Raw genomic sequence first — 20,239 nt, forward strand, 5'->3', positions numbered from 1 at the left:
GGGGGGGGGGGGGTTGGGGGTCCCCGGGCGCCCCCCCCCGGGCCCGCGGCGGGCCGGCGCCTGCCCTTCTTCGAGGGCCGCTCCGGCGCGGTCGTCGCCGGTGGTCTCAGCGGGTCACTCAACGTGCTCGCGGGGGCGGCCGGGCCGCCGGTGGCGCTGTTCGCGGCGGCGCGGCGCTGGCCTCCCGCGCAGACCAGCGCCACCCTCCAGGCCTACTCCCTGCCCCTCAACCTGCTGACCCTGATCGCCCTGGGTCTGCCCGACACCGCCGACCTGGGCGAGATGGCCTGGTCAGCGGTGGGTCTCGGGGTGGGAACAGCGGTGTCCCTGCCGTTCGTGCACCGGGTCCCGCCGGCCGTGGTGCGATGGATCACCCTGCTCATCGCGGCGGTCGGCGGGACCCTGCTGCTGGTGACGGCCTTTACCTGAACAAGGGCTACCGCAGGCTCTCCGCCGCTGCCACCAGGTTGGCCAGCGACGACTTCACCTCGGTCTCGTCACGGGTCTTGAGGCCGCAGTCCGGGTTCACCCACAGCCGTCCGGCCGGCACGTGATCCAACGCCCAGCGCAGCATCTCAATGATCTCCTCACGGCCGGGCACCCGCGGTGAGTGAATGTCGTACACCCCCGGCCCGACGCCCGAGGGGTAGCCGGCACCGGACAGGTCCGCGGCGATCGACATGTGCGACCGGGCGGCCTCCATGCTGATCACGTCGGTGTCGAGATCGATCACGGCCGCGAGGATCTCACCGAACTCGGCGTAGCACATGTGGGTGTGCACCTGGGTGTCGTCGCGCACCCCGCTCGTGGTCAGCCGGAACGCCTCCGTGGCCCAGCTCAGGTAGTCGTCCCGCTCGGACACCCGCAGCGGCAGACCTTCCCGCAGGGCCGGCTCGTCCACCTGGATCACGGCGGTGCCGGCGGCCTCCAGATCGGCGACCTCGTCGCGCAGGGCCAGGGCCACCTGCCGGGCGGTCTGCGCCGGCGGCTGGTCGTCGCGCACGAACGACCAGCACAGCATCGTCACCGGCCCGGTCAGCATGCCCTTCACCGGCCGGTCGGTGAGCGACTGGGCGTACGAGGTCCATTCCACCGTCATCGGTTCCGGGCGCGAGACGTCACCCACGATCACGGGTGGACGCACGTAGCGGGTCCCGTACGACTGCACCCACCCGTGCCGGGTGGTCACGAAACCCTCCAGCTGCTCGGCGAAGTACTGCACCATGTCGTTGCGCTCGGGCTCGCCGTGCACCAGCACGTCCAGGCCCAGCGTCTCCTGGAGCCGGATCACGTGCTCCACCTCGGCGCGCATCCGCTGCACGTAGTCCGGGCGGGACAGTTCGCCGCGGCGCCAGTTCGCCCGGGCCCGGCGCAGGGCCCGGGTCTGCGGGAACGAGCCGATCGTGGTGGTCGGCAGACCCGGGAGGTTCAGTCGTTCCGCCTGCCGGGCCGCCCGTTCCGGGTAGGAGTGGGCCCGGCGCGCGTCGGCCGCCGACACCTGCGCGGCGCGCTCGCGCACCCGCGGATCGCTGGTCACCGGCGAGGCCCGGCGGTTCTCGAGAACCTGCTGGTTGCGCGCCAGTTCGGCCGTGATCGTCTCCGGGCCGGCGGTGATGCCGCGGGCCAGCAGCACCACCTCGTCGAGCTTCTGGCGGGCGAAGGCGAACCAGCTGCGGACGTCGGGCGCCAGATCGGTCTCGAGGCTCACGTCGAGAGGGACGTGCAGGAGGGAGCAGGACGACGAGACCACGATCTCGTCGGCCAGGCCGTGCAGCGTGGCCAGGAGCCCGAGCTGCCGGCGCAGGTCGGCGGCCCAGACGTTGCGGCCGTCCACCACCCCGGCCACCAGGCGCTTGCCGGGCAGGCCGCCCACGGCGGCGAGTTCCCCGACGTTCGCGGCGCCCGGGCCGGTGAGGTCCAGCGCGACCCCCTCGACCGGGGCGTCCCGCAGCAGCGGCAACGCCTCCCGCACCACCCCGAAATAGGTGGCCAGCAGCAGCTTCGGCCGGTCCCCGAGGGTCCCGAGCCGGTCGACGGCCGTGGCGAAGGCGTCGAGCACCGTCGGCGGCTGGTCCTGCGCCAGCACCGGCTCGTCCAGCTGCACCCACGACACCCCCTCGGCCGCGAACTCGGTGAGGGCCTGCTCGTAGACGGGCAGTAGCTCCTCGAGCAACGTCATCGGGTCGAAGTCCGGGTCCACGCCGGGTGCCGGTTTGGCCAGCCGCAGGAAGGTCACCGGCCCCACGAGCACCGGCCGGGCGGCCAGGCCCAGCGTGCGGGCCTGCTGGTACTCACGGCGCGGCTTGCTCAGGTCGAGCGTGAAGGTGCTGTCGGGGCGCAGCTCCGGCACCAGGTAGTGGTAATTCGTGTCGAACCACTTCGTCATCTCCAGCGGGGCCACGTCGGCCGTGCCCCGGGCCATCGCGAAGTAGCGCTCCAGGTCGCCGGTCACCGCCCGGTGCCGCTCCGGTACCGCCCCGACCAGGCAGAGGGTGTCGAGCACCTGGTCGTAGAGCGAGAAGTCGCTGCAAGGGACGTCGGTCAGGCCGGCGGCCCTCAGGGTCTCGAAGACCTCCCGGCGCTGCGCCACCAGGGTGCGCTCGAGGTTGTAGGCGCTCAGCTCACCGCGCCAGTAGGCCTCGATCGCCTTCTTCATCGCGCGGTCACGGCCGATCCGGGGATACCCCAGGACGGTGGCGGGCAGGGGACTGCCGGAAAAACTCGTACTGGTCACGTGCTCTCTCCTCGCGAGCTCGGTCACGACCGAGGGCTCGTCAGGCGGCACGGAACAGCACGGATCAGCACCCCGGACCGGGGTGAGGTCCGCCGAAGCCCGCCCACGAGGCCCACCGGTCACCCGCGGGCCGACGGCCCACGGCGTCACTGGCAGGTCTTCGGACTCGCGGGCACACGCCTTCCGGCGTACCTACTGGCCGTCGCTTCCCGGACACTCTTGCACCCAGTGCTCATGACGGCGGTCGTTCCCGCTCACCGCTGCGGGGCAGTCCCGGAATCGCACCGGGTTCCCTCTTACGACGGCGTACCTGGCGGGCACGACGAACCAGCAACCAGGCGACTATAGGCGGGCCGCAGCGTTCGGTGCCCATCGTCGTCCCTCATTCTCGCCCTGCGGACGGGAAGCAGAATGTACCCGCATGGCAACAAGGGGTGTGTAAGCGGCCAAAACGACTTATGGTCCGCTACATGGCTGGGTTTTCTGAGCGGTACGGGCCGGGGGTGCCCAAGGAACTGGATCGCTATCTGGTCCCGAGCGAGGAGATCGTCTTCCTCCTGCGCCGGCACTGGGTGGTTCTCGCCGAGCCGTTCCTGACGACGATGCTCGGTCTTCTGCTGCTGGCCGTGGTGGGTGGCCGGGTCGGGGAGCCGGTGTCGACCATCCTGACGGTGGGCTGGCTGCTGTTGCTCTCCCGTCTGATCCTGGTGGCCTGGGAGTGGTGGTACGAGCTGGTCGTGGCGACCGACAAACGGCTGATGCTCGTGCACGGCGTCGTCACCCGCAAGGTCGACATCATGCCGATGTCGAAGGTCACCGACATGCGGTACGACCGCACGGTGACGGGCCAGGTCTTCGGCTACGGCAAGTTCGTGATGGAGTCCGCCGGTCAGGACCAGGCGCTGAGCACCATCAACTACATCCCCGACTCCGACCTGCACTACCAGCAGATCTCGCAGCTCATCTTCGCCCCGGGCGAGCCCCGCCTGACCAAGGGCGCGCGCAGCTCGCGGGTGCCGGTGACGGAGCCCGAAGACGCCTGGTGGCGCCGTAAAGACTGAGGTCTCACAGTCGGAACCCGGCCACGATCCCGTTGAGCTGGGCCGACATCCGGGCCAGGTCGGCCGTGGCGGCCTGGGTCTCGATCGCGCCCTGACTGGTCGCGGCCGCGGCCTCGGCCACCCCGCCGATGTTGCGCGACACCTCACCGGTGCCGTCGGCGGCCTCGGTGACGCTGCGGTTCATCTCGGCGGTGGTGGCGCTCTGCTCCTCGACCGCCGAGGCGATGGTGGTCTGGAACTCGCTGATCCGCGAGATCACCTCGGCCACCTCGCTGATGGCCCCGACCGATCCGCTGGTGTCGGCCTGGATGGTCTGTACGCGGTTCGAGATGTCCTCGGTGGCCCGGGCGGTCTCCTGGGCCAGCTGTTTCACCTCGTCCGCGACCACCGCGAAGCCCTTGCCCGCCTCCCCGGCCCGGGCCGCCTCGATGGTGGCGTTGAGGGCCAGCAGGTTGGTCTGCTCGGCGATCGAGGTGATCACCTTGACGATGTTGCCGATCTCCACCGACGACTCGCCGAGCTGGTGCATGGTCTGGGACGTGGTCTCGGTCAGGCGCACGGCCTCGGCGGCGACCTGCGCGGCCTGGGCGGCGTTCTGCGAGATCTCCCGGATGGCGGCGCCCATCTCCTCGCCACCGGCGGCAACCGTGTCCACGCTGCGGGAGATCATGTCCGCGGCCTCCGACACCACCTGCGAGCGGTCCGACGTGGACTGCGCGGACGCGGCGATCTGCGAGGCCGTGCCGGTGAGCTGCTCGGCCGCACCGGCCAGCGACGCCGCGGAGTCTCCGATCGTGCGCACGGTCTGGCGCAGGGTGCCGATGGCGGCGTCGAGGGCCCGGCCCATCTGACCGGGTTCGTCGTGGCTGGTCAGCCCGGTGGTGTGGGTCAGGTCGCCACCGGCCAGGGACTCGCACACGACGCGCACCCGGTGCAGCGAGCGCACGATCGTCCGGGCGACGAGCGTTCCTACGCCCAGGGCCACGATCAGGCCGATGAACAGCACGGCGGCCGAGATGTTCCGGCTGGTGCGGAAGACGGTGACGGCGTGGGCGGCGTTCTTCCTCGCATCGGCCTGCTCGATGGTGTCCAGGTCGGACAGCTGCCCGGTGAGCGACGTGACGATGGGCTGAACCTTCTCGTCCCGGACCGTGGCCCACTGGTCCAGGTTGTTGGCGGTGCCCAGAGGCAGGAGCTGGTCACGGGCGATGGTGACGTACGACTGCCAGGTGCTGGCCAGCTTGTCGATCGCGGCCGGGCTGCCGGCCGGGAAACTGTCGCGGTACGACTGGAGCGCGGTGTCGAAGCTCGTCAGGTCCTGGGTGAAGGAGGCGCTGAACTTCTTGGCCGTGTCCGGGTTCCGCGACAGGGCCTGGTTGGTCGAGTCGAGGTTGGTCTGGATGAACTGGGCCCGCACCGCCCCGACCGCCTTGATGCTCGCGACGTTGCTGGTCGCGATCAGGTTGGCGGCGTCGCTGGTCTGTTTCAGGCCGACGAATCCGGTCACCCAGACGATGACGGCGATAAGTGCGGCGGCCAGGACCGCGGCGAGCACCTTGGCACTCACGCCCAGGTCGGCGAGACGAAACGCGCGACGGGACGTCGGAACACCCGCAAGGGCCATCAGGTTCCCCCAGACTGAACGGCTATACGGGATGTGGCATCGGCATCCGGCGTGACAGGTTGAAGGCGCCCGGGTCGCGATCTAGGTTGACGAAGAAGATTCTTTGAACAGAAGAGTGAGGTCACGCGTGAAGTTCGGTTACAAGGCGTCGGCAGAGCAGTTCGCCCCCGGTCAGCTGGCGGACTTCGCCGTGCAGGCCGAGGACCAGGGCCTGGACTCGGTGTGGATCTCCGACCACTTCCAGCCGTGGCGGCACGTCGACGGGCACGCCCCCTCGGCCCTGGTGTGGCTGCCCTGGGTGGCGGCCCGGACACAGCGGGTGCAGCTGGGCACGAGCGTGCTCACGCCCACCCTGCGCTACAACCCGGCCGTGATCGCCCAGGCGTTCGCCACCCTGGGCTGTCTGGCCCCGGGCCGGGCGATCCTGGGCATCGGTACCGGTGAGGCCCTGAACGAGACGGCTGTGGGGGTGAACTTCCCGGAGACCCGCGAGCGCTTCGCCCGTCTGCGCGAGGCGGTGCGCCTGATCAAGCAGCTGTGGTCGGAAGAGCGGGTGACGTTCGAGGGCGAGTACTACCGCCTGCACGACGCCACCGTGTACGACCGGCCGGAGCAGCCGGTGCCGATCTACATCGCCGGTGGCGGGCCGGGCGTGACCAAGTACGCCGGGCGCGCGGGCGACGGGTACATCTGCACCTCGGGCAAGGGCATGGGCCTCTACGAGGAGACCCTGCTACCGGCCCTGAAGGAGGGGCTGGAGGCGTCGCAGCGGCCCTTCGAGGCGATCGACAAGACCATCGAGATCAAGCTGAGCTTCGACGAGGACCCGGCCCAGGCCCTGGAGAACACCCGCTTCTGGGCACCGCTGTCGCTCTCGCCGGAGCAGAAGGCGTCGGTGCACGACCCGGTCGAGATGGCGCGCCTGGCCGACGAGCTGCCGATCGAGCAGGTGGCCAAGCGCTGGATCGTGGCCTCCGACCCGGACGAGGTGGTGGCCGCGGTGAAGAACTACACCGACGCCGGGTTCACCCACCTGGTGTTCCACGCCCCCGGCCACAACCAGGAGCGCTTCCTCACCCAGTTCACCCAGGACGTCGTGCCGCTGCTGCGCAAGATCTGATCGTCGCGGTCCACCAGCGAACCGGCCGGGAAGGACCCGGCCGGTTCGCTGCGTGGGGAAGGTGGCTCAGATCTCGATGGTGCGCTCCAGGTTGGCCAGCTTGTGCCGGGCCATCGCCAGGTTCGAGCGCTGCTTGTCCAGGGCCAGGTAGAGGAACAGGCCGGCACCGGACTTGTCGGTGATCAGGCGGATCAGGTGGTACTGGGTGTCCAGCGTGATCAGGATGTCCTCGATGTTCTCGCGCAGGCGCAGGGCGTCCATGGTGCGCAGCTTGGCCCGCACGACCTCGGTGTTACCGGCCGCCGCCACTTCGAGGTTCAGGGTGTTGCCCCCGGCCTGACCGAGAGTCATGCCACTGGTGTGGTCCACGAGAGCGACGCCGATGGCCCCGTCGATCTGCATGGCATCTTTCAGGACGGTGTCGATGTTGGACACGTATTCCTCTTCCTTCCGGCCGTGGCGGTCGGGGCTGGTGGAGCGCGGTTGCGGTTCCGTGGTGCGGAGACGCCGGCCGATCCAGAACGGGCCCGGCTGCCAGATGACTCTCTGGTGTCACCTTCGGCAGTTCGGCCAGGTAAACGATCGGCTGTTCGAGGGTAGCTGCGACTCCAGGTGTTCGTGAGGGAACTGGCTGTGAATTACGCAGGTCACAGGCCCGACTGATGACGCTTCCGGCGGCTTTGGGTGGAAATTCTTCGAACAAATGTTCGATTTTGCGATAGGATGGAGACTGTTCGAGGGGATCGGGAGACAGGGGCCTGGGGATGTCCGAGATCAAGACGTCGCTTCCGTCAATCATTGCGTTCATCAGTACGCCGGGGGCCCAGCGCGGGCGTGTGCCCGTGCAGCTGCGGGCCATGTACGAAGACCCGACGCGCCATCCGTGGCGCTACTACGACCCGATCGTCACGGCGATCGCCACCGGTCTGCGTCGCGACCGGCTGCGCTACGAGCTCGACGTCGCCGTCACCCGGGCGCAGGACCGCTCCGAGACCGACCGGCGCTGCCGGGGGCAGGCCACGCACTACGCCGAGATCCAGGAGGGCATGCTCGCGGTGCGCCGCCGGGTGGGCCCGGTGAACGTCTTCGCGGCCCCGACCGGCGCCTGGCGGCACGGCAACCTGCGCGTCACCGTGTCGCCGCACCTGCTGGTCGAGCGCCGTAACGGCCTGCTGGAGGCCTGGTTCCTGCACCTCAAGGCCAACCGCCTGACCCAGTCCACGGCCGACGGCGCCCTGGTCATCATGGGCGAGGCCCTGCGCGCGATCGGCTGCGACGCCACACCCCGCATCATCGACGTGCGCTCGGGCACCACCGGTTTCGCCCTGAGCCGCACGCGCGACGTGCGCATGCTGAACGCCTACGTGCGCTCGGAGGCCGAGGCATTCACGAGCTTGTGGGAGGCCCGGGCAGCAGCCTGAGGGGCTTAGGTCGGGTGCTGTGTGCCTGGCCCCCCGTCAGCCGATGGTCACCTGGGTATGGGCAACGCCTCGAACCAGGGAGAACATGATCTCCTTCCCTTCGGCCGTGAGGCGGTGGCGGAAAGGGCGGCGCTCGGAAAGCGATAGTTCCCGATCGGCTGCGGCCCGGGCGAAGAAAGCACCGAAGCCCTCGCTCGAGTCCTCGTCGAGCATGTCGCTTCGCACGGTGATGGCGAAGGGTGCCGGCCGGGATAGAAGATTCAGAGCACGTCCCAGGCCGATCGGGGTCAGGTGGCCGCCCCCCAGTGCACCGGCGGAGACGAGACAGTTCAGCTCGATGTCGGAGAAGGCCCGACGCGCGGCCTCGTCCCCGTCCTCCACGTCGGTCACGAGGTAGGCGCGGTAAACGCCTGCCCGATCTCTCTCCGTTGCCTCCTTGGCCTCGGGTGTGTAGTCGATGCCCACGATCGTGCTCACCCCTGCCTCCTGGAGGAGAGACCCGACAATTCCCGTGCCTGCGCCCAGGTCCAACGCGTTCAGGGCCGAGGCCAGGATTGCCGAATCCTTGGCTTGTTGCAGGAGGCCGTACGCCGCTGTGGCGGGGGAGCGGCAGTCCAGAAGTCCTTGGACGACGTACTCATAGAGGCCGGGAGTTCGGTAGGTTCTGGAATAATCCTGGACCCTGATTTTTTCGGCCTTCTCCGGCTCGCCGAAGAGGAAGTATTCGGCCTGATTCTCGTCCAGGGACGGGGAGAGGCGCACGAGCTTCTCGAAGTCTTCCAGCATTGAAACCTCCTGCGCACCGGGATGAGTCAGTCAGATCTGGCTGAGCTGTTCCTTGGTTCAGCAGTTCGGTGGATCTCGTCCCACCAGGTCTGGAAGTATCCCACGATTCGCGGATCCCGGAACAGCATGCTGTCCTGCTCGGGGCGTGATGTCCGCGAGTCGAGCCACCCCGCCAGTACTTCCTTGCGGTTGTCCGGGTAATGCAGAACTATGAAATTCAGCATGGGCAGGGCACTGTCCCTGACGACGGTAAAGCTGTACGGGTGATCGGGTCGTTTCCGGGTGGCCTGCACAATCTTCTCGGCATCCTTCGCCCAGGATGCGCTGATGACTTCGCGGAATTGAAGGCCCTGATTGATCGCCACCTCCAGGGCGGTCCGGTAGTGCCTCGCGCTCGCCGACCCGTACCTGGAGGTGTCCCAGGAGTCGCCCAGCCTGGTGTTCCAGACCCTTTGGGCGTGTGGAAGGTTACGAGCCAGGTAGTCGTAGGACTCTTCGCTGTCCATGATCTGGAACCCGTGCAACTGCGGGACCGAGGTCGCGATATCCCGGACGATCTCGTCGCATCGCGTCTCGATCCGGCGGCCCAGACGGTCATTCTGGAGTAGAAGCGCCGGCAGGAACCCCGACAGCAGGAAAATGATGGACAGCGTCGAACCGAGTGAGGTTCTCAGCTCCATATCGGTGATGTGCATCCATTTCCACAGCGGGTCCCAGGACGAGAGCCAGACCGAGAAAATGCTCAGCACCAAGGCCAGTGACACCAGAATGATTTCCAGCCCGGTATCAGTGCGACCCCTTTGATCCGGCTCCATGACCGCCCCCACGCCGACGAATGAATGTCACTCGCGCCAGTCGGTCCGGTGAAAAGCGCGGTGCGCGCCCGCGGGCCGTCCTGTAGGGGTTGATTTGTACTCGTCGATCGTGCGAAATGGCGAGGGCGAACTGCGGTGCAGGCGTCAATCTTCTTCGGGTCCGGGTGCCGGGTAGCTGTCCTGGTCGGTCAGCCCGTAGATCGCCTGGGCGTTGCCGCGACCGATGAGCTCGGCGACGCGCAGGCATTCCCCGGCCGGCCAGCCGTGGTCGCGCATGTTCTCGGTCAGGACCGCGGTCGTCGCCGCGCGCCACTGCCGGGCTCCGAGGAAGGTCAGTTCGGGCAGGCCGATGCCGTCGCTGGAGTAGAGGAGCTTGCCGAAGGGGGTCAGTTCCAGGGCCTCCCGCACGGCGGTCACGGCCGAGGTGCCGATGTGGTTCGAGGTCAGCCCAACGTCGAAGTAGACGTGGGGGAGGACGGCCGCGAGGTAGCCGGCGTGCCGCACGAACGGGTAGGTGTGCAGCAGCACGACCGGGCCGCCGAGGTCGGCTGCGCGCACTAGAAGGTCTTGCAGCGCAAGGGGATCGGACTCGCGGAGCAACAGGTCGGGATCGCCGAAGCCGGTGTGGAACTGGAGGGGCCGGCCGTCGCGCAGGGCCCACCAGATGAGGTGTCGCAGAATGGTCCGGTCGGTCAGGCGGGGCGGGGCGTCCCGTGTGCTGACGGTGTCCCGCCAGGCCCGCAGGGCGATCTCGACGTCCTGCGCCGCGGGCGGCTCGGCGGGAAGCCGCAGTCCGCCCCGGTAGGCCGCCACGCTCTTGAATCCCACGGCGGACGAGGCTGATTCCCGTAGAAGGGCGTCCAGCGAGGCCAGCCCTTCCAGGTCCGAGGAGATCCAGCGTTCGGCGATCGACTCCAGGCGCAACAACGTCCGTACGTGGGTGCCACTCAGCCGGGCCAGCTCGGCGTCGGGAATCAGGCGATCGCCGGCGTACCCGATGTCGACCAGCAGGTCGCTCGCCCCGGCGGCGGTCAGGAAGCGCCGGTTCACCTCGTCCGGGCCGAGTTCGGCGCGGCGGGCCACGTAGGCGGCGGGGGAGGTGAACGCGGGCAGGCCGAGCAGCGGGGCGCACCAGTTGCGCACGGCGAAACCCAGCTGCGAGTCGAACACCGTGGCGGGTCGGGCCGGGGGCAGGTAGGCCTCGGTGAGGGCGACCTCGAGCTCGGCCTCGGTGAGGTTCTCGCCCACGACGCTGTGCACGTGATGGTCGACGAGCGGGATCCGGTCGATCGCGGCACGCAGGTCATCGGGCGTGACCAGGGGATCGGCTGTGGTCAGAGGATCGACTGTGGCCAGGAGATTGGTCGTGGTTCGCGGGTTGATCGCGGTTCGGGAGCCGGTCGTGGTTTGGGGGCCGGTGGGAGGCATGGATCAGCTGGTCCGGCCGGTGAGGGGCCAGCCGGTGACGGGGCGTTCGGGGAGGCTGCGTTCGTTCAGGCTGGCTTCGGGAAGGCTGCGTTCGCTCAGGCTGCCTTCGGGGAGGTCGCGTTCGGGGAGGTCGCGTTCGGGGAGGTCGCGTTCGGGGAGGTCGCGTTCGGCGACGCCGCGACCAGTGTTGCCGGGCTCGGGGCGACCGTGTGCGAGATGACTGTGTTCGAGGTGACCTGGCTCGGTGCGGCGGTGCTCGGTGTGCTCCCGTAGGTCGGCGCTGTCGAAAAGTACGGCCGTCTCGGTGAGGTCGACGGGATCGAGGGCTTCGGTGGCGAAGTAGACGGTCGCCCACCAGCGCGGCCCGTCCCCGGTGGTCTCCTGGTGCACGGTCATGTCGAGGATCTCCACCGGGTCCAGGTCGAGGTCGTCGATGCGGTCGGCCAGCCGCCGCAACAGCCGCGGCAGGTCGGACGGCCGGTCGTTGTCCGGGTTGCACAGCGAGAAACCCTGGGCCGGTCCTGAGCGCGTCATGCGCGCAAGTGTGCAAAACGCCGACGCGCCCGTCCACCATCCGCGGGTGGTACGGGCGCGTCGGATGGGATCTCGGATGGGATCAGGACACGTCCGGCACCACGACCGGACGGGGCCGGCGCACGAGCAGGGCCGGCGCACGAGCAGGGCCGGCGCACGAGCAGGGCCGGCACACGAGCCGGGCCGGCGCACGAGCAGGGCCGGCACCACGGCGACGGTGGAGATGATGCCGCCCCACATCAGGGCCGCGTGCACCTCGTCGGCCACGCTGGTCATCAGGCCGAAGCCGTCGTTCTCCGAGGCGGCGGACGTGCGGGCCATCACCGTGACGAACAGGGCCGTGTCGGCGGCCCCGGCCACCTGCCCATCATCCGGCCGCGGCGCTCGGCGGGCGCCACGTTGAGGAGGGTGGTCAGCAGCAGGGGCATCGTCAGGGCGGTGCCGACGGCCTGCACCACCCGGGCCAGCACCAGCACACCGAAAACCGGGGCGAACCCCGCCAGGAGCGTCCCCCAAGAGAAGCTGCCCATCGCGACGACGAAGACGGTGCGCAGCGGCAGGCGGGTGCGTAGCCGGCCGCCGATCGGGATGACGATGGCCATGGTCAGCAGGAAGGCCGTCGTGAGCCACCGGGCGGTGGTGGCCGGTACGGAGAACTCGATCATCAGGTCGGGCAGGGCGACGCCCATGATCGTCTCGTTCAGGATCACGACGAAGGCCGCGCAGACCAGGAGGGCGATGAGAGGGCCGGTGCGGATCGCGCGCCTGACCCGGCTGACGGGCGAACCCGACGGGATCCGGGCCCGGATGCTCGCCGAGGCCGCCGCCGTCCCGGTCCGCATCGCCCTGAACACCTGGGCCGACTCGGTGGAGGCCGGCCGTCCTGTCGATCTCCTCGGGACCTACGCCCGGTGCCGGGCCCAGATGCGCCAGGCCCTGGGCGAACCCGCCCCCATCTGATTCCATGTATCCGCATGGATGACGATCAGTTCTGGAAGCTGGCCGGAGACCACCTCATTCGCTACGGCGGCAGTTTCACACCGCGCATCATCGAGTTCGCGGCCGGGTCGTACGTCCACGACGCGCAGGGCCGGGCGATCCTCGACTTCACCTCCGGCCAGATGAGTGCCGTGCTCGGGCACGCCCATCCGGACGTGGTGGCGGCGATCCGGGAGGCCGCCGGCACCCTGACGCACCTCTACTCGGGCATGCTGAGCCGGCCGGTGGTCGAGCTCGGCGCCCGCCTGGCCGGATCCCTGCCCGCCGGCCTGGACCGCATGCTGCTGCTGACCACGGGCGCGGAGTCGAACGAGGCCGCGATCAAGATGGCCAAGCTGTCCACGGGCCGGTACGAGATCGTCTCCTTCGACCGCTCGTGGCACGGCATGACCTCGGGCGCGGCAGCGGCCACCTTCTCGGCCGGGCGTCACGGGTACGGGCCGCCGGTGCCGGGCAACCTGGCGCTACCGACACCGAACGCGTACCGCTCGCCGTTCCGTCGCCCCGACGGGTCGTACGACTGGGAAGCCGAGCTGGACTATGGATTCCAGCTGATCGACCAGCAGTCGGCGGGCAGTCTGGCGGCCTGCCTGGTCGAGCCGATCCTCTCCTCGGGCGGCATCATCGAGCTGCCGCCCGGCTACCTGGCCCGCCTGCAGCAGCACTGTCGAGCACGCGGCATGCTGATGATCCTCGACGAGGCGCAGACCGGCCTGGGCCGGACCGGCACGATGTACGCCTTCGAGAGGGACGCCGTCGTGCCCGACATCCTCACGCTTTCGAAGACCCTGGGCGCGGGCCTGCCGGTGGCCGTGGTGATGACCTCCGCCCAGATCGAGGAGACCTGCCACGACAAGGGTTTCCTGTTCTTCACCACCCACGTCTCGGACCCGCTGGCTGCCACGGTGGCGCTGACCGTGATCGGCGTGATCGAGCGCGACGGCCTGGTGGACCGCGCCGTAACTCTCGGGAACCTGCTCCGGGAAAGACTTTCCGGGCTTCGTGAGAAGTACGACGTGGTCGGCGACGTGCGTGGCCGGGGTCTGCTGCAGGGCATCGAGCTGGTCACCGACCGGAAGAGCAAGGCCCCCGCCGACCGGCTCGGCGCGGCCGTCACCACCGCCTGCCTGGAACGGGGGCTGCACATGAACATCGTGCAGCTACCCGGTATGGGCGGGATCTTCCGGATCGCCCCACCTCTGACGATCACGCCGGAAGACCTGAACCGGGGCGTCGACATCCTGGAAGACGCCCTGAGATCGGTGCTTTCCGGAAACCGTCAGTAGTTCATCCGGGCACCCCGCGCGGTGGCGGTGACCAGGAAACGGGTGCGGGGCAGCGAACCGTCGCGGCGGCGGTCCGCCTCCGCACCCGCCGGGTCCAGGGAGGCGAAACCGGTCGCCGTCCAGTCGTTGTCCACCTGCCGGGCGCTTGCGGAGAAGGCGTCGTCCGGGTTTCGCGCGGCCAGGTTCCGGGTCAGCACGGCCGGGGAGTCCGGTAGCCAGAACCCCGCGACACCGTTGCGGTAGGCGGTGTTCCGCGTCAGTTCGAGGGCGCCGGTGTTACCCTCCTCGTTGAACCCGAGGCCGCGGTTGTCCCAGGCCGCGTTGTCGGTGAGCACGTGCGCGACGTGCACGGCCGTACCGCCACCGCCCAGCGTGAACCCGTTGCCGTTGCCGAACGACCAGCTGCCCCGCACCGTCACCGGGCTCGTGAACCCGCCCAGATCCAGGCCCTCCACCTGGTTTCGGTAGGTGCGCACGCCCGAGATCCGGTTGCCCACCCCGTTGCCGTACATGATCCCGAGACCGTCGCGGTTGTCGTGCAGATCGCTGTTCGCGATCCGGTTGCCGAACGTGCCCTCGCCCCGCAGCATCAGCCCGGACGCCCCGTTGCCGTGACTGTCCAGACGCCGGAAGACATTGTCGTGGCAGGACTCGCACATGTAGGCGTGGCTGGGGCCCCGGGTGATCTCCAGGCCCTGTACCGTCCAGAAGTCCCCGGTCTGCACGATGCCCCACTGGTCGTGGGGCAGCCCCGACAGGTCGAGCACCGGCCGCTCGTCGCGGTAACCGCTGAGCACGATGCGGCGTTTCGCCGTGCCGGAGGTGTCGATGTGCAGCGTCTGCGACGAACGGTAGACACCCTGGCGCAGCGCGATCGTCTGGCCCGGCCGCACCACGGACACCGCCTTCTCCAGGGTGGCGAACGGCTGCGCCCGCGAACCCCGCGCGTCGTCGTCGCCGTTCGGCGCGACATACAGATCGGCGGTGCTCACCCCGGCGTAGGTGCGGGTGCTCGTCGGGGTCGGGGTGGTGGACGTCGTGGGCACCGCGGTGGTCGGTGCCGTTGGGTGGGGCGCGGGGGAGGAAAGTCCGGGAGAGGCCGGCGCGGGTGACGAGGGGCCGGTCCAGAGCGGATAGGTCACCCCACCCAGCGTGATCGCCGCCGCCCCCGCGACCACTGCGCCCTTACCCGCGACACTCGTGAGCAGGGACGAGACCTTGCCCACGGCAACCGCGTTCACGGTCGCCGCGCCCGGCAGCCTCGTCAGCAGGACGGCCGGCACGGCGACCAGGCCGATGCCCTGCAACAACGACTCGCCCGACACCAGATCACGCGCGTAGGGCCGGCACTGCGCACAGTCGCGGGTGTGCCGGGTCAGCCGCTTGCGCCAGCGGGAATCGGCGCGCCCGTCCCAGATCTTCACCAGGGCGTCGAGATCCGGGCAGCGCGGGCGGGCGTTCAGCGCCCGCAGTAGACCCCGGGTGCCGTCGAGGCGCTGCCGCATTCGCTGCAGCCGGACGGCCGCGTGCTGGGGTGTGGCGGCGATGGCCCGGGCCAGGTCGGCGCGGGTCAGTTCGCCTGAACTCTCTTGCCACCAGAGCGAGAACAGCTGCCGGTCGGCCGTCTCCAGCCAGCGCGCGGCCTGGGCCAGCTCGCGGCGCTGACCCTGGAGGGCCAGTTCGGAGACGGTGCGCTCGGCGAAGTCGGCCTGCGGATCGGGGATGTCGGCCTCGACCCGGCGGAACACGGTGCGGTAGCTCGTCCGATGCAGCTGCCGGTAGTGCTCCTGCATGCGGCGGTAGGCGATGGTCACGGCCCACGAGCGGAACCGGCCGGGCTCCCGCAGCTCGGGAAGGCCCCGGATGATGCCCATCATGGTGTCCTGCACCAGGTCGTCGACATCGCTGTCGCCGTTCAGCGCCCGGCCGACCACGTTGTAGATCAGCGGCAGGTGGGTGGTGACGAGCTCGTCGAGCGCTGCCCGGTCGCCGGACTGGGCCAGCAGCACCAGATCGGTGGTGGCGGTGCCGGAGCCTGTGCTCGTCATCGTGTGCCTTTCACCGGGCCCCCTCGGGGCGGCTGATCCTGGCACAGCACTCGTAAAGGCGGCAAACACGGCGGTAACGGAGCGGTCGCGCAAAGTATTCGCCTCGCTTTGTGTTATCCGCCCGCCGCCCGGGCGACTACCCCTGATGCCGGCCCGCCCGGGGCGGTCACAACGCTCGGAGCCCGTCACACCGCTGAGAGGACATCCCTGTCATGCCCGCAACCTCGCGCAACCCGCTACGCCTGTTGAGGAAACGCCATACCGCCCTGACCGGTGGCCTGGTCGTGGCCGCGGTCGCCGTGATCATCGGCAGCCAGATGCTCCCGTCCAGCGCCGCCAACCCGGTGGCCGGCACCACCTACGAGCTGGTCAACGCGAAGAGTTCGCTGTGCGTCGACGTGCCGAGCGCGTCGAGGGCGGCGGGGGCCCAGTTGCAGCAGTGGGGATGCACCGACGACACCTGGCAGCAGTTCAAGCTCGTCGACCAGGGCTCGAGCCAGTACTGGCTCCAGAGCACCAACAGCGGCCAGTGCGTCGACGTGCCCAGCGGCTCGAAGACCGCCGGTACCCGGCTCCAGCAGTGGGGCTGCTCGGCCGGTCAGGCGAACCAGCTGTGGACCCTGACGGCCAGCGGTACCGGACACCAGCTGGTGAACGTCAACTCCGGGCTGTGCGTCAGCGTGAAGGACGGCTCCACCAGTTCCGCCGCGGCGATCGTGCAGGACACCTGCACGACGAACAACCGCATGCAGTGGACGCTCGCCACCACCGGTTCCGGTGCTGGTTCCGGGGCGACCCCGGCACCCACGACGACCACCTCGTCCTCTGCTGGAAACACCGTCGCCGCCGACGGGACCGGCACCTACAAGACCGTGCAGGCCGCGATCGACGCGGTGGGCGAGGGCAACAAGAGTCGCGTCACCATCACGATCAAGCCCGGCACCTACCGCGAGATCGTCACGGTGCCCAAGACCAAGCCGTACATCACGCTGACGGGTACCGGCCCGGCCGCCAAGGACGTGCTGATCGTCAACAACCACTCGGCCGGTGCCTACGGCACCAGCGGCAGCTCGACGGCGTTCGTCAACGGCACCGACTTCGCAGCCTCGAACCTGACGTTCTCCAACGACTTCGACGAGAGCACCAGCACCAGCGGGCAGCAGGCCGTCGCGCTCGACGTCAACGCCGACCGCGCCGTGTTCACGAACGTGCGGGTGCTCGGTGACCAGGACACCCTGCTGATCAACTCGGGCCGCACCTACTTCAGGGGCGGCTACGTCGAGGGCACCGTCGACTTCATCTTCGGCGGCGGCACGGCTGTGTTCGACTCCACGAGCATCTACGAGAAGCGTTCCACCGGTGGTCCGCTGACGGCCGCCAAGACGGATGCCGCGAACAAGTACGGCTTCCTGCTCTATAAGACCAGCATTACCGGGGCCACGAACAACACCACGCAGTTCGGGCGCCCGTGGGGTGCCGACGGCCAGGTCGTCGTGCGGGAGTCCACCCTGTCAGCCACGGTCAAGACCGCCGAGCCGTGGACCGACATGTCCGGGAACACCTGGGAGAAGGCGCGTTTCTTCGAGTACCGGAACACCGGGGCGGGCGCCACGACCAACAGCAACCGCCCGCAGCTGACCGCCACGCAGGCGGCCGAGTACACGCCGGCGAAGTACCTGGCCGGATCGGACAGCTGGAACCCGGTGACCACCACCGCGACGTCCACCACGACGGCCGCGGCGACCACCTCGTCCTCTGCTACGAAGACCTGGTCGAACACCGCCGACGGCTTCGCCTCGACCGACGGCGGCACCACCGGTGGTGCCGCAGGAACCACCGTGACCGTGAAGACCTACGACGACCTGGTGAAGTACAGCACCGCGACCTCGCCGTACGTGGTGAAGATCGCTGCCTCGGTCAAGGTTCCGACCTACGGCTACGAGATCCCGGTCACGTCGGACAAGACCCTGATCGGCGTCGGCACCTCGGGCAAGATCCTCAACGGCGGCATCATCCTGAAGGCCGGCGTCCACAACGTGATCGTGCGGAACCTGACGATCGGTGAGACCGAGATGACCTCGGACGACCCGGACGACAAGGAGTTCGACTACGACGGTATCCAGATGGACACCGCGAATCACATCTGGATCGACCACAATACGTTCACGAAGATCAACGACGGCATGATCGACAGCCGCAAGGACACGACGAACCTGACCGTGTCGTGGAACCGGATGGGCGACCACAACAAGACGTTCGGCATCGGCTGGACCGACAGCGCGACGGCGAAGATCACGATCCACCACAACTGGATCTTCAACTCGAATCAGCGCAACCCCAGCGTCGACAACGTGGCCCGCGCCCACCTCTACAACAACTACCTGCAGAACGTGACCTCGTACGGCAACAACGCCCGCGGCGCCACGAAGATGGTCGTGGAGAACAGCTACTTCGAGAAGGTGAAAGACCCGTACTTCGCCGGTGACACGACCGCTTCCGTGAGCCAGAGCGGCAGTGTCTGCGTGAGCTGCACGGGCAGGCAGCAGACGGTCGGCACCACGTTCAAGCCGTCCGACTACTACAAGTACACCCTCGACCCGGCGGCCGACGTGCCCTCGCTGGTCAGGACGTACGCCGGCCCGCAGGCGAACATCGGTTCCTGACCTCTGCTTCCGGGGGCGGGCGATCGACCTGATCGTCCGCCCCCGGTCGTGTCACCGCTCAGATGCGAACAGTTCCAAGGCCGGTCGGATCGCGGCGGCGGCCCGCATCACGTCGTCGCTGACGCCCTGCCGGATCTCGTCCGGCGATGCGCCCGCGGCCAGCCAGCGGGTGCGGCTCGCGGCGTGCACCCGCCACAGGCCGGTCAGGGCGACAGCGCAGATCTCGGCCTCCGGGGAATCGGGGGACCGATTGGCCCGGGTCGCCAGGATGCCGGTGATGATAGCGGTGAGTTGCCCGGCACGTTCGAGTTCGTAGGCCCGTAGGCCGGCCGTGCTGTGGATGAGTTGGTGGAACCGGTGCGCGGTCTCGACCGCGCTGCGCGGGTCGGGCTGCTGGGCCAGCCAGTCGGTGAGGGCTCGTAGTTCTGCGGCGAGGACTCCCAGAGCCGATTCCAGCGGAGGGTTCCCGGGGTCGGCGAGCGCCGTTCGCAGTGCGGTGTGGGTGCTCTCGAACCGGTCGAGCAGGAGGGCTTCCTTGCTGGGGAAGTAGTTGAACACCGTCTTCTCGGAAACCCCGCACGCAGTAGCGATCTCGGTCACCCGGACCGCGTCGAACCCGCGTTCCAGGAAGAGACGGGAGGCGGCGGAGGACAACTGGGCCCGCATCTGGCGTTTCTTACGCTCGCGCAGGCCCAGCCGGGCGTCTTCGGCCGGTCGCGGCAGCCAGGTCAGGGGCTCGTCGCTCACCCCATAAGTCTAGGACCGGCCGGTTTGCCGCGAAAAGACAGATGCCGGCGGCGATTGCGCATCGGTGGTCGGGGCGAAGTTATCAGGTCGTGATCCGGCTGGTCCGAAAGCGCTTGTTCGGATGGCCAAAACAGAAAACCCAGATCAGCGGCGAGCTTCTGATCTGGAGGAGATGGTTCTGATGAAAGGTGGTGGGCGATACTGGGATTGAACCAGTGACCTCTTCCGTGTCAAGGAAGCGCTCTCCCACTGAGCTAATCGCCCTCAAGCACGTACATGAAGTGCTGGAGGTGGAGACGGGATTTGAACCCGTGTACACGGATTTGCAGTCCGTTGCCTCGCCTCTCGGCCACTCCACCGTGAGGTTTGCTGAACTTTCCGAGCGGACGACGAGACTCGAACTCGCGACCCTCACCTTGGCAAGGTGATGCTCTACCAACTGAGCTACGTCCGCATGCCCCGGGTGGTTCGTTCCGGCCTTTCGGGCCGTTCCGTTCCGTTCGGTGCCCCATAAACTTAGCAGACTTCAAGGGGTGCTCCGAACGCCCGGAGGTGGGGCGCAGAGGGGCTTATCGAAGGATGCGCGGGTTCCGGTTCCACGGGACCGGACCGGACTGCTGGACCGAGGTCAAGATCCGGTTGATGGTGGCGCGGACGGTGGTGCCGCTGATGTGGACGGACCGGTTCGGGCCCACACGGCCGGCGCCCAGCCGTTCCCGGTCGCGCCGCGTCGCCGGTGGGGCCGGATCTCCCCGGGGCTGTTGGTGGGGCGGTAGGTGTTCGAGCGATCCACCAGGCCGGCCATCCGGGACGGGGACGAGTGGGTCATGGCGGCTGCTTGGTCGGCCTTGGCCGGCCGGGTCGTCGGTGTCCCCTTCGACGAGCCAGGCCCCGAGGCCCGGCGGCCGGGAGCGGCGACGACGCAGAGTGCGCGGGCTCGTCCCCGGAGGGCGCTGAGGGGTGCGGCGGGGTT

At 68.9% G+C, this 20,239-nt stretch carries 16 protein-coding genes, 3 tRNA genes, 1 pseudogene and 1 riboswitch; of the genes and pseudogenes, 7 read left to right on the forward strand and 13 right to left on the reverse strand.

Translation table 11 applies throughout. The features are described 5' to 3' along the window. The coding region (locus LR393_RS03015; protein WP_231481424.1) for a TSUP family transporter at nt 1-429 on the forward strand (429 nt) is incomplete at its 5' end. 7 nt (nt 430-436) lie between these two features. Here LR393_RS03015 and metE read toward each other — a convergent pair. Next, the gene (gene metE / locus LR393_RS03020; RefSeq protein WP_231481425.1) at nt 437-2,734 is read right to left on the reverse strand and encodes a 5-methyltetrahydropteroyltriglutamate--homocysteine S-methyltransferase; all 2,298 of its coding nucleotides are present in this window, start codon (nt 2,732-2,734) and stop codon (nt 437-439) included. Between the two features lie 134 nt (nt 2,735-2,868). Continuing rightward, a riboswitch (cobalamin riboswitch) is annotated at nt 2,869-3,081 on the reverse strand. Nucleotides 3,082-3,204: 123 nt separating this feature from the next. Between metE and LR393_RS03025 the strand changes: the two genes are divergently transcribed. Next, the gene (locus LR393_RS03025) at nt 3,205-3,795 is read left to right on the forward strand and encodes a PH domain-containing protein (RefSeq protein WP_231481426.1); all 591 of its coding nucleotides are present in this window, start codon (nt 3,205-3,207) and stop codon (nt 3,793-3,795) included. A gap of 4 nt (nt 3,796-3,799) precedes the next feature. Here the strand turns inward: LR393_RS03025 and LR393_RS03030 are convergent, their stop codons facing one another. Further along, nucleotides 3,800-5,419 (reverse strand): methyl-accepting chemotaxis protein, encoded by a 1,620-nt coding sequence (locus tag LR393_RS03030; RefSeq protein ID WP_231481427.1) that lies wholly within the window; start codon nt 5,417-5,419, stop codon nt 3,800-3,802. A 115-nt stretch (nt 5,420-5,534) separates the two neighbouring features. On the opposite strand from LR393_RS03030, the gene fgd reads away from it, so the two are divergent. After that, nucleotides 5,535-6,539 carry a glucose-6-phosphate dehydrogenase (coenzyme-F420) gene (gene fgd, locus LR393_RS03035; RefSeq protein ID WP_345718881.1) on the forward strand — a complete coding sequence of 335 codons (1,005 nt, stop codon included), beginning with the start codon at nt 5,535-5,537 and terminating at the stop codon, nt 6,537-6,539. Between the two features lie 66 nt (nt 6,540-6,605). Here the strand turns inward: fgd and LR393_RS03040 are convergent, their stop codons facing one another. Beyond that, the gene (locus LR393_RS03040) at nt 6,606-6,974 is read right to left on the reverse strand and encodes a hypothetical protein (RefSeq protein WP_231481429.1); all 369 of its coding nucleotides are present in this window, start codon (nt 6,972-6,974) and stop codon (nt 6,606-6,608) included. Between the two features lie 329 nt (nt 6,975-7,303). On the opposite strand from LR393_RS03040, the gene LR393_RS03045 reads away from it, so the two are divergent. After that, nucleotides 7,304-7,960 (forward strand): hypothetical protein, encoded by a 657-nt coding sequence (locus LR393_RS03045; protein WP_231481430.1) that lies wholly within the window; start codon nt 7,304-7,306, stop codon nt 7,958-7,960. Nucleotides 7,961-7,996: 36 nt separating this feature from the next. Here the strand turns inward: LR393_RS03045 and LR393_RS03050 are convergent, their stop codons facing one another. The 5 genes and pseudogenes from LR393_RS03050 to LR393_RS03070 all read right to left on the reverse strand — a co-directional run. Continuing rightward, a complete protein-coding gene (locus LR393_RS03050) occupies nt 7,997-8,746 on the reverse strand; it encodes a class I SAM-dependent methyltransferase (protein ID WP_231481431.1) in 750 nt (249 codons plus the stop codon). Between the two features lie 26 nt (nt 8,747-8,772). Further along, complete coding sequence (locus LR393_RS03055) at nt 8,773-9,573, reverse strand: hypothetical protein (protein WP_231481432.1); 801 nt, start codon at nt 9,571-9,573, stop codon at nt 8,773-8,775. 132 nt (nt 9,574-9,705) lie between these two features. Continuing rightward, nucleotides 9,706-10,989, reverse strand: coding sequence for an amidohydrolase family protein (locus LR393_RS03060; RefSeq protein ID WP_231481433.1), 1,284 nt, complete (start codon nt 10,987-10,989; stop codon nt 9,706-9,708). A gap of 3 nt (nt 10,990-10,992) precedes the next feature. Next, entirely contained in the window at nt 10,993-11,883 is an 891-nt protein-coding gene (locus LR393_RS03065; protein ID WP_231481434.1) for a hypothetical protein, read from the reverse strand. A 2-nt stretch (nt 11,884-11,885) separates the two neighbouring features. Beyond that, nucleotides 11,886-12,365: pseudogene (locus tag LR393_RS03070) on the reverse strand (MFS transporter); the annotation flags it as partial. Between LR393_RS03070 and LR393_RS03075 the strand changes: the two are divergent. Both LR393_RS03075 and LR393_RS03080 read left to right on the forward strand, forming a co-directional pair. Then, complete coding sequence (locus tag LR393_RS03075; protein ID WP_231481436.1) at nt 12,262-12,483, forward strand: hypothetical protein; 222 nt, start codon at nt 12,262-12,264, stop codon at nt 12,481-12,483. The pseudogene LR393_RS03070 and the gene LR393_RS03075 sit on opposite strands and share 104 nt — an antisense overlap. Before the next feature lie 14 nt (nt 12,484-12,497). Then, on the forward strand, nt 12,498-13,808 hold the full coding sequence (locus LR393_RS03080; protein WP_231481437.1) for an aspartate aminotransferase family protein: 1,311 nt from the start codon (nt 12,498-12,500) through the stop codon (nt 13,806-13,808). Here the strand turns inward: LR393_RS03080 and LR393_RS03085 are convergent. After that, nucleotides 13,802-15,856 carry a sigma-70 family RNA polymerase sigma factor gene (locus LR393_RS03085; protein WP_231481438.1) on the reverse strand — a complete coding sequence of 685 codons (2,055 nt, stop codon included), beginning with the start codon at nt 15,854-15,856 and terminating at the stop codon, nt 13,802-13,804. The genes LR393_RS03080 and LR393_RS03085 overlap by 7 nt on opposite strands. Nucleotides 15,857-16,068: 212 nt before the next feature. Between LR393_RS03085 and LR393_RS03090 the strand changes: the two genes are divergently transcribed. Continuing rightward, a complete protein-coding gene (locus tag LR393_RS03090; RefSeq protein WP_231481439.1) occupies nt 16,069-18,519 on the forward strand; it encodes a pectinesterase family protein in 2,451 nt (816 codons plus the stop codon). Nucleotides 18,520-18,570: 51 nt separating this feature from the next. Here LR393_RS03090 and LR393_RS03095 read toward each other — a convergent pair whose 3' ends face one another. The 4 genes from LR393_RS03095 to LR393_RS03110 all read right to left on the reverse strand — a co-directional run bounded on the left by LR393_RS03095 (nt 18,571) and on the right by LR393_RS03110 (nt 19,720). Next, entirely contained in the window at nt 18,571-19,266 is a 696-nt protein-coding gene (locus tag LR393_RS03095) for a TetR/AcrR family transcriptional regulator (protein WP_231481440.1), read from the reverse strand. A 189-nt stretch (nt 19,267-19,455) separates the two neighbouring features. Then, nucleotides 19,456-19,530: transfer RNA gene (locus tag LR393_RS03100), tRNA-Val, on the reverse strand. A 21-nt stretch (nt 19,531-19,551) separates the two neighbouring features. Further along, nucleotides 19,552-19,625: transfer RNA gene (locus LR393_RS03105), tRNA-Cys, on the reverse strand. 22 nt (nt 19,626-19,647) lie between these two features. Next, nucleotides 19,648-19,720: transfer RNA gene (locus LR393_RS03110), tRNA-Gly, on the reverse strand. Between the last annotated feature and the right edge of the window lie 519 nt (nt 19,721-20,239).

The organism is Kineosporia mesophila (assembly GCF_021129235.1).
GTDB classification, from domain to species: Bacteria; Actinomycetota; Actinomycetes; order Actinomycetales; family Kineosporiaceae; genus Kineosporia; species Kineosporia mesophila.

What these genes read in the sequence shown, in the direction of transcription:
- LR393_RS03085 (WP_231481438.1), bottom strand. Translation starts at nt 15,856, where the DNA reads ATGACGAGCACAGGCTCCGGCACCGCCACCACCGATCTGGTGCTGCTG.
- LR393_RS03075 (WP_231481436.1), top strand. Translation starts at nt 12,262, where the DNA reads ATGAGAGGGCCGGTGCGGATCGCGCGCCTGACCCGGCTGACGGGCGAA.
- LR393_RS03025 (WP_231481426.1), top strand. Translation starts at nt 3,205, where the DNA reads ATGGCTGGGTTTTCTGAGCGGTACGGGCCGGGGGTGCCCAAGGAACTG.
- LR393_RS03030 (WP_231481427.1), bottom strand. Translation starts at nt 5,419, where the DNA reads ATGGCCCTTGCGGGTGTTCCGACGTCCCGTCGCGCGTTTCGTCTCGCC.
- LR393_RS03060 (WP_231481433.1), bottom strand. Translation starts at nt 10,989, where the DNA reads ATGCCTCCCACCGGCCCCCAAACCACGACCGGCTCCCGAACCGCGATC.
- LR393_RS03080 (WP_231481437.1), top strand. Translation starts at nt 12,498, where the DNA reads ATGGATGACGATCAGTTCTGGAAGCTGGCCGGAGACCACCTCATTCGC.
- LR393_RS03045 (WP_231481430.1), top strand. Translation starts at nt 7,304, where the DNA reads ATGTCCGAGATCAAGACGTCGCTTCCGTCAATCATTGCGTTCATCAGT.
- LR393_RS03050 (WP_231481431.1), bottom strand. Translation starts at nt 8,746, where the DNA reads ATGCTGGAAGACTTCGAGAAGCTCGTGCGCCTCTCCCCGTCCCTGGAC.
- LR393_RS03090 (WP_231481439.1), top strand. Translation starts at nt 16,069, where the DNA reads ATGCCCGCAACCTCGCGCAACCCGCTACGCCTGTTGAGGAAACGCCAT.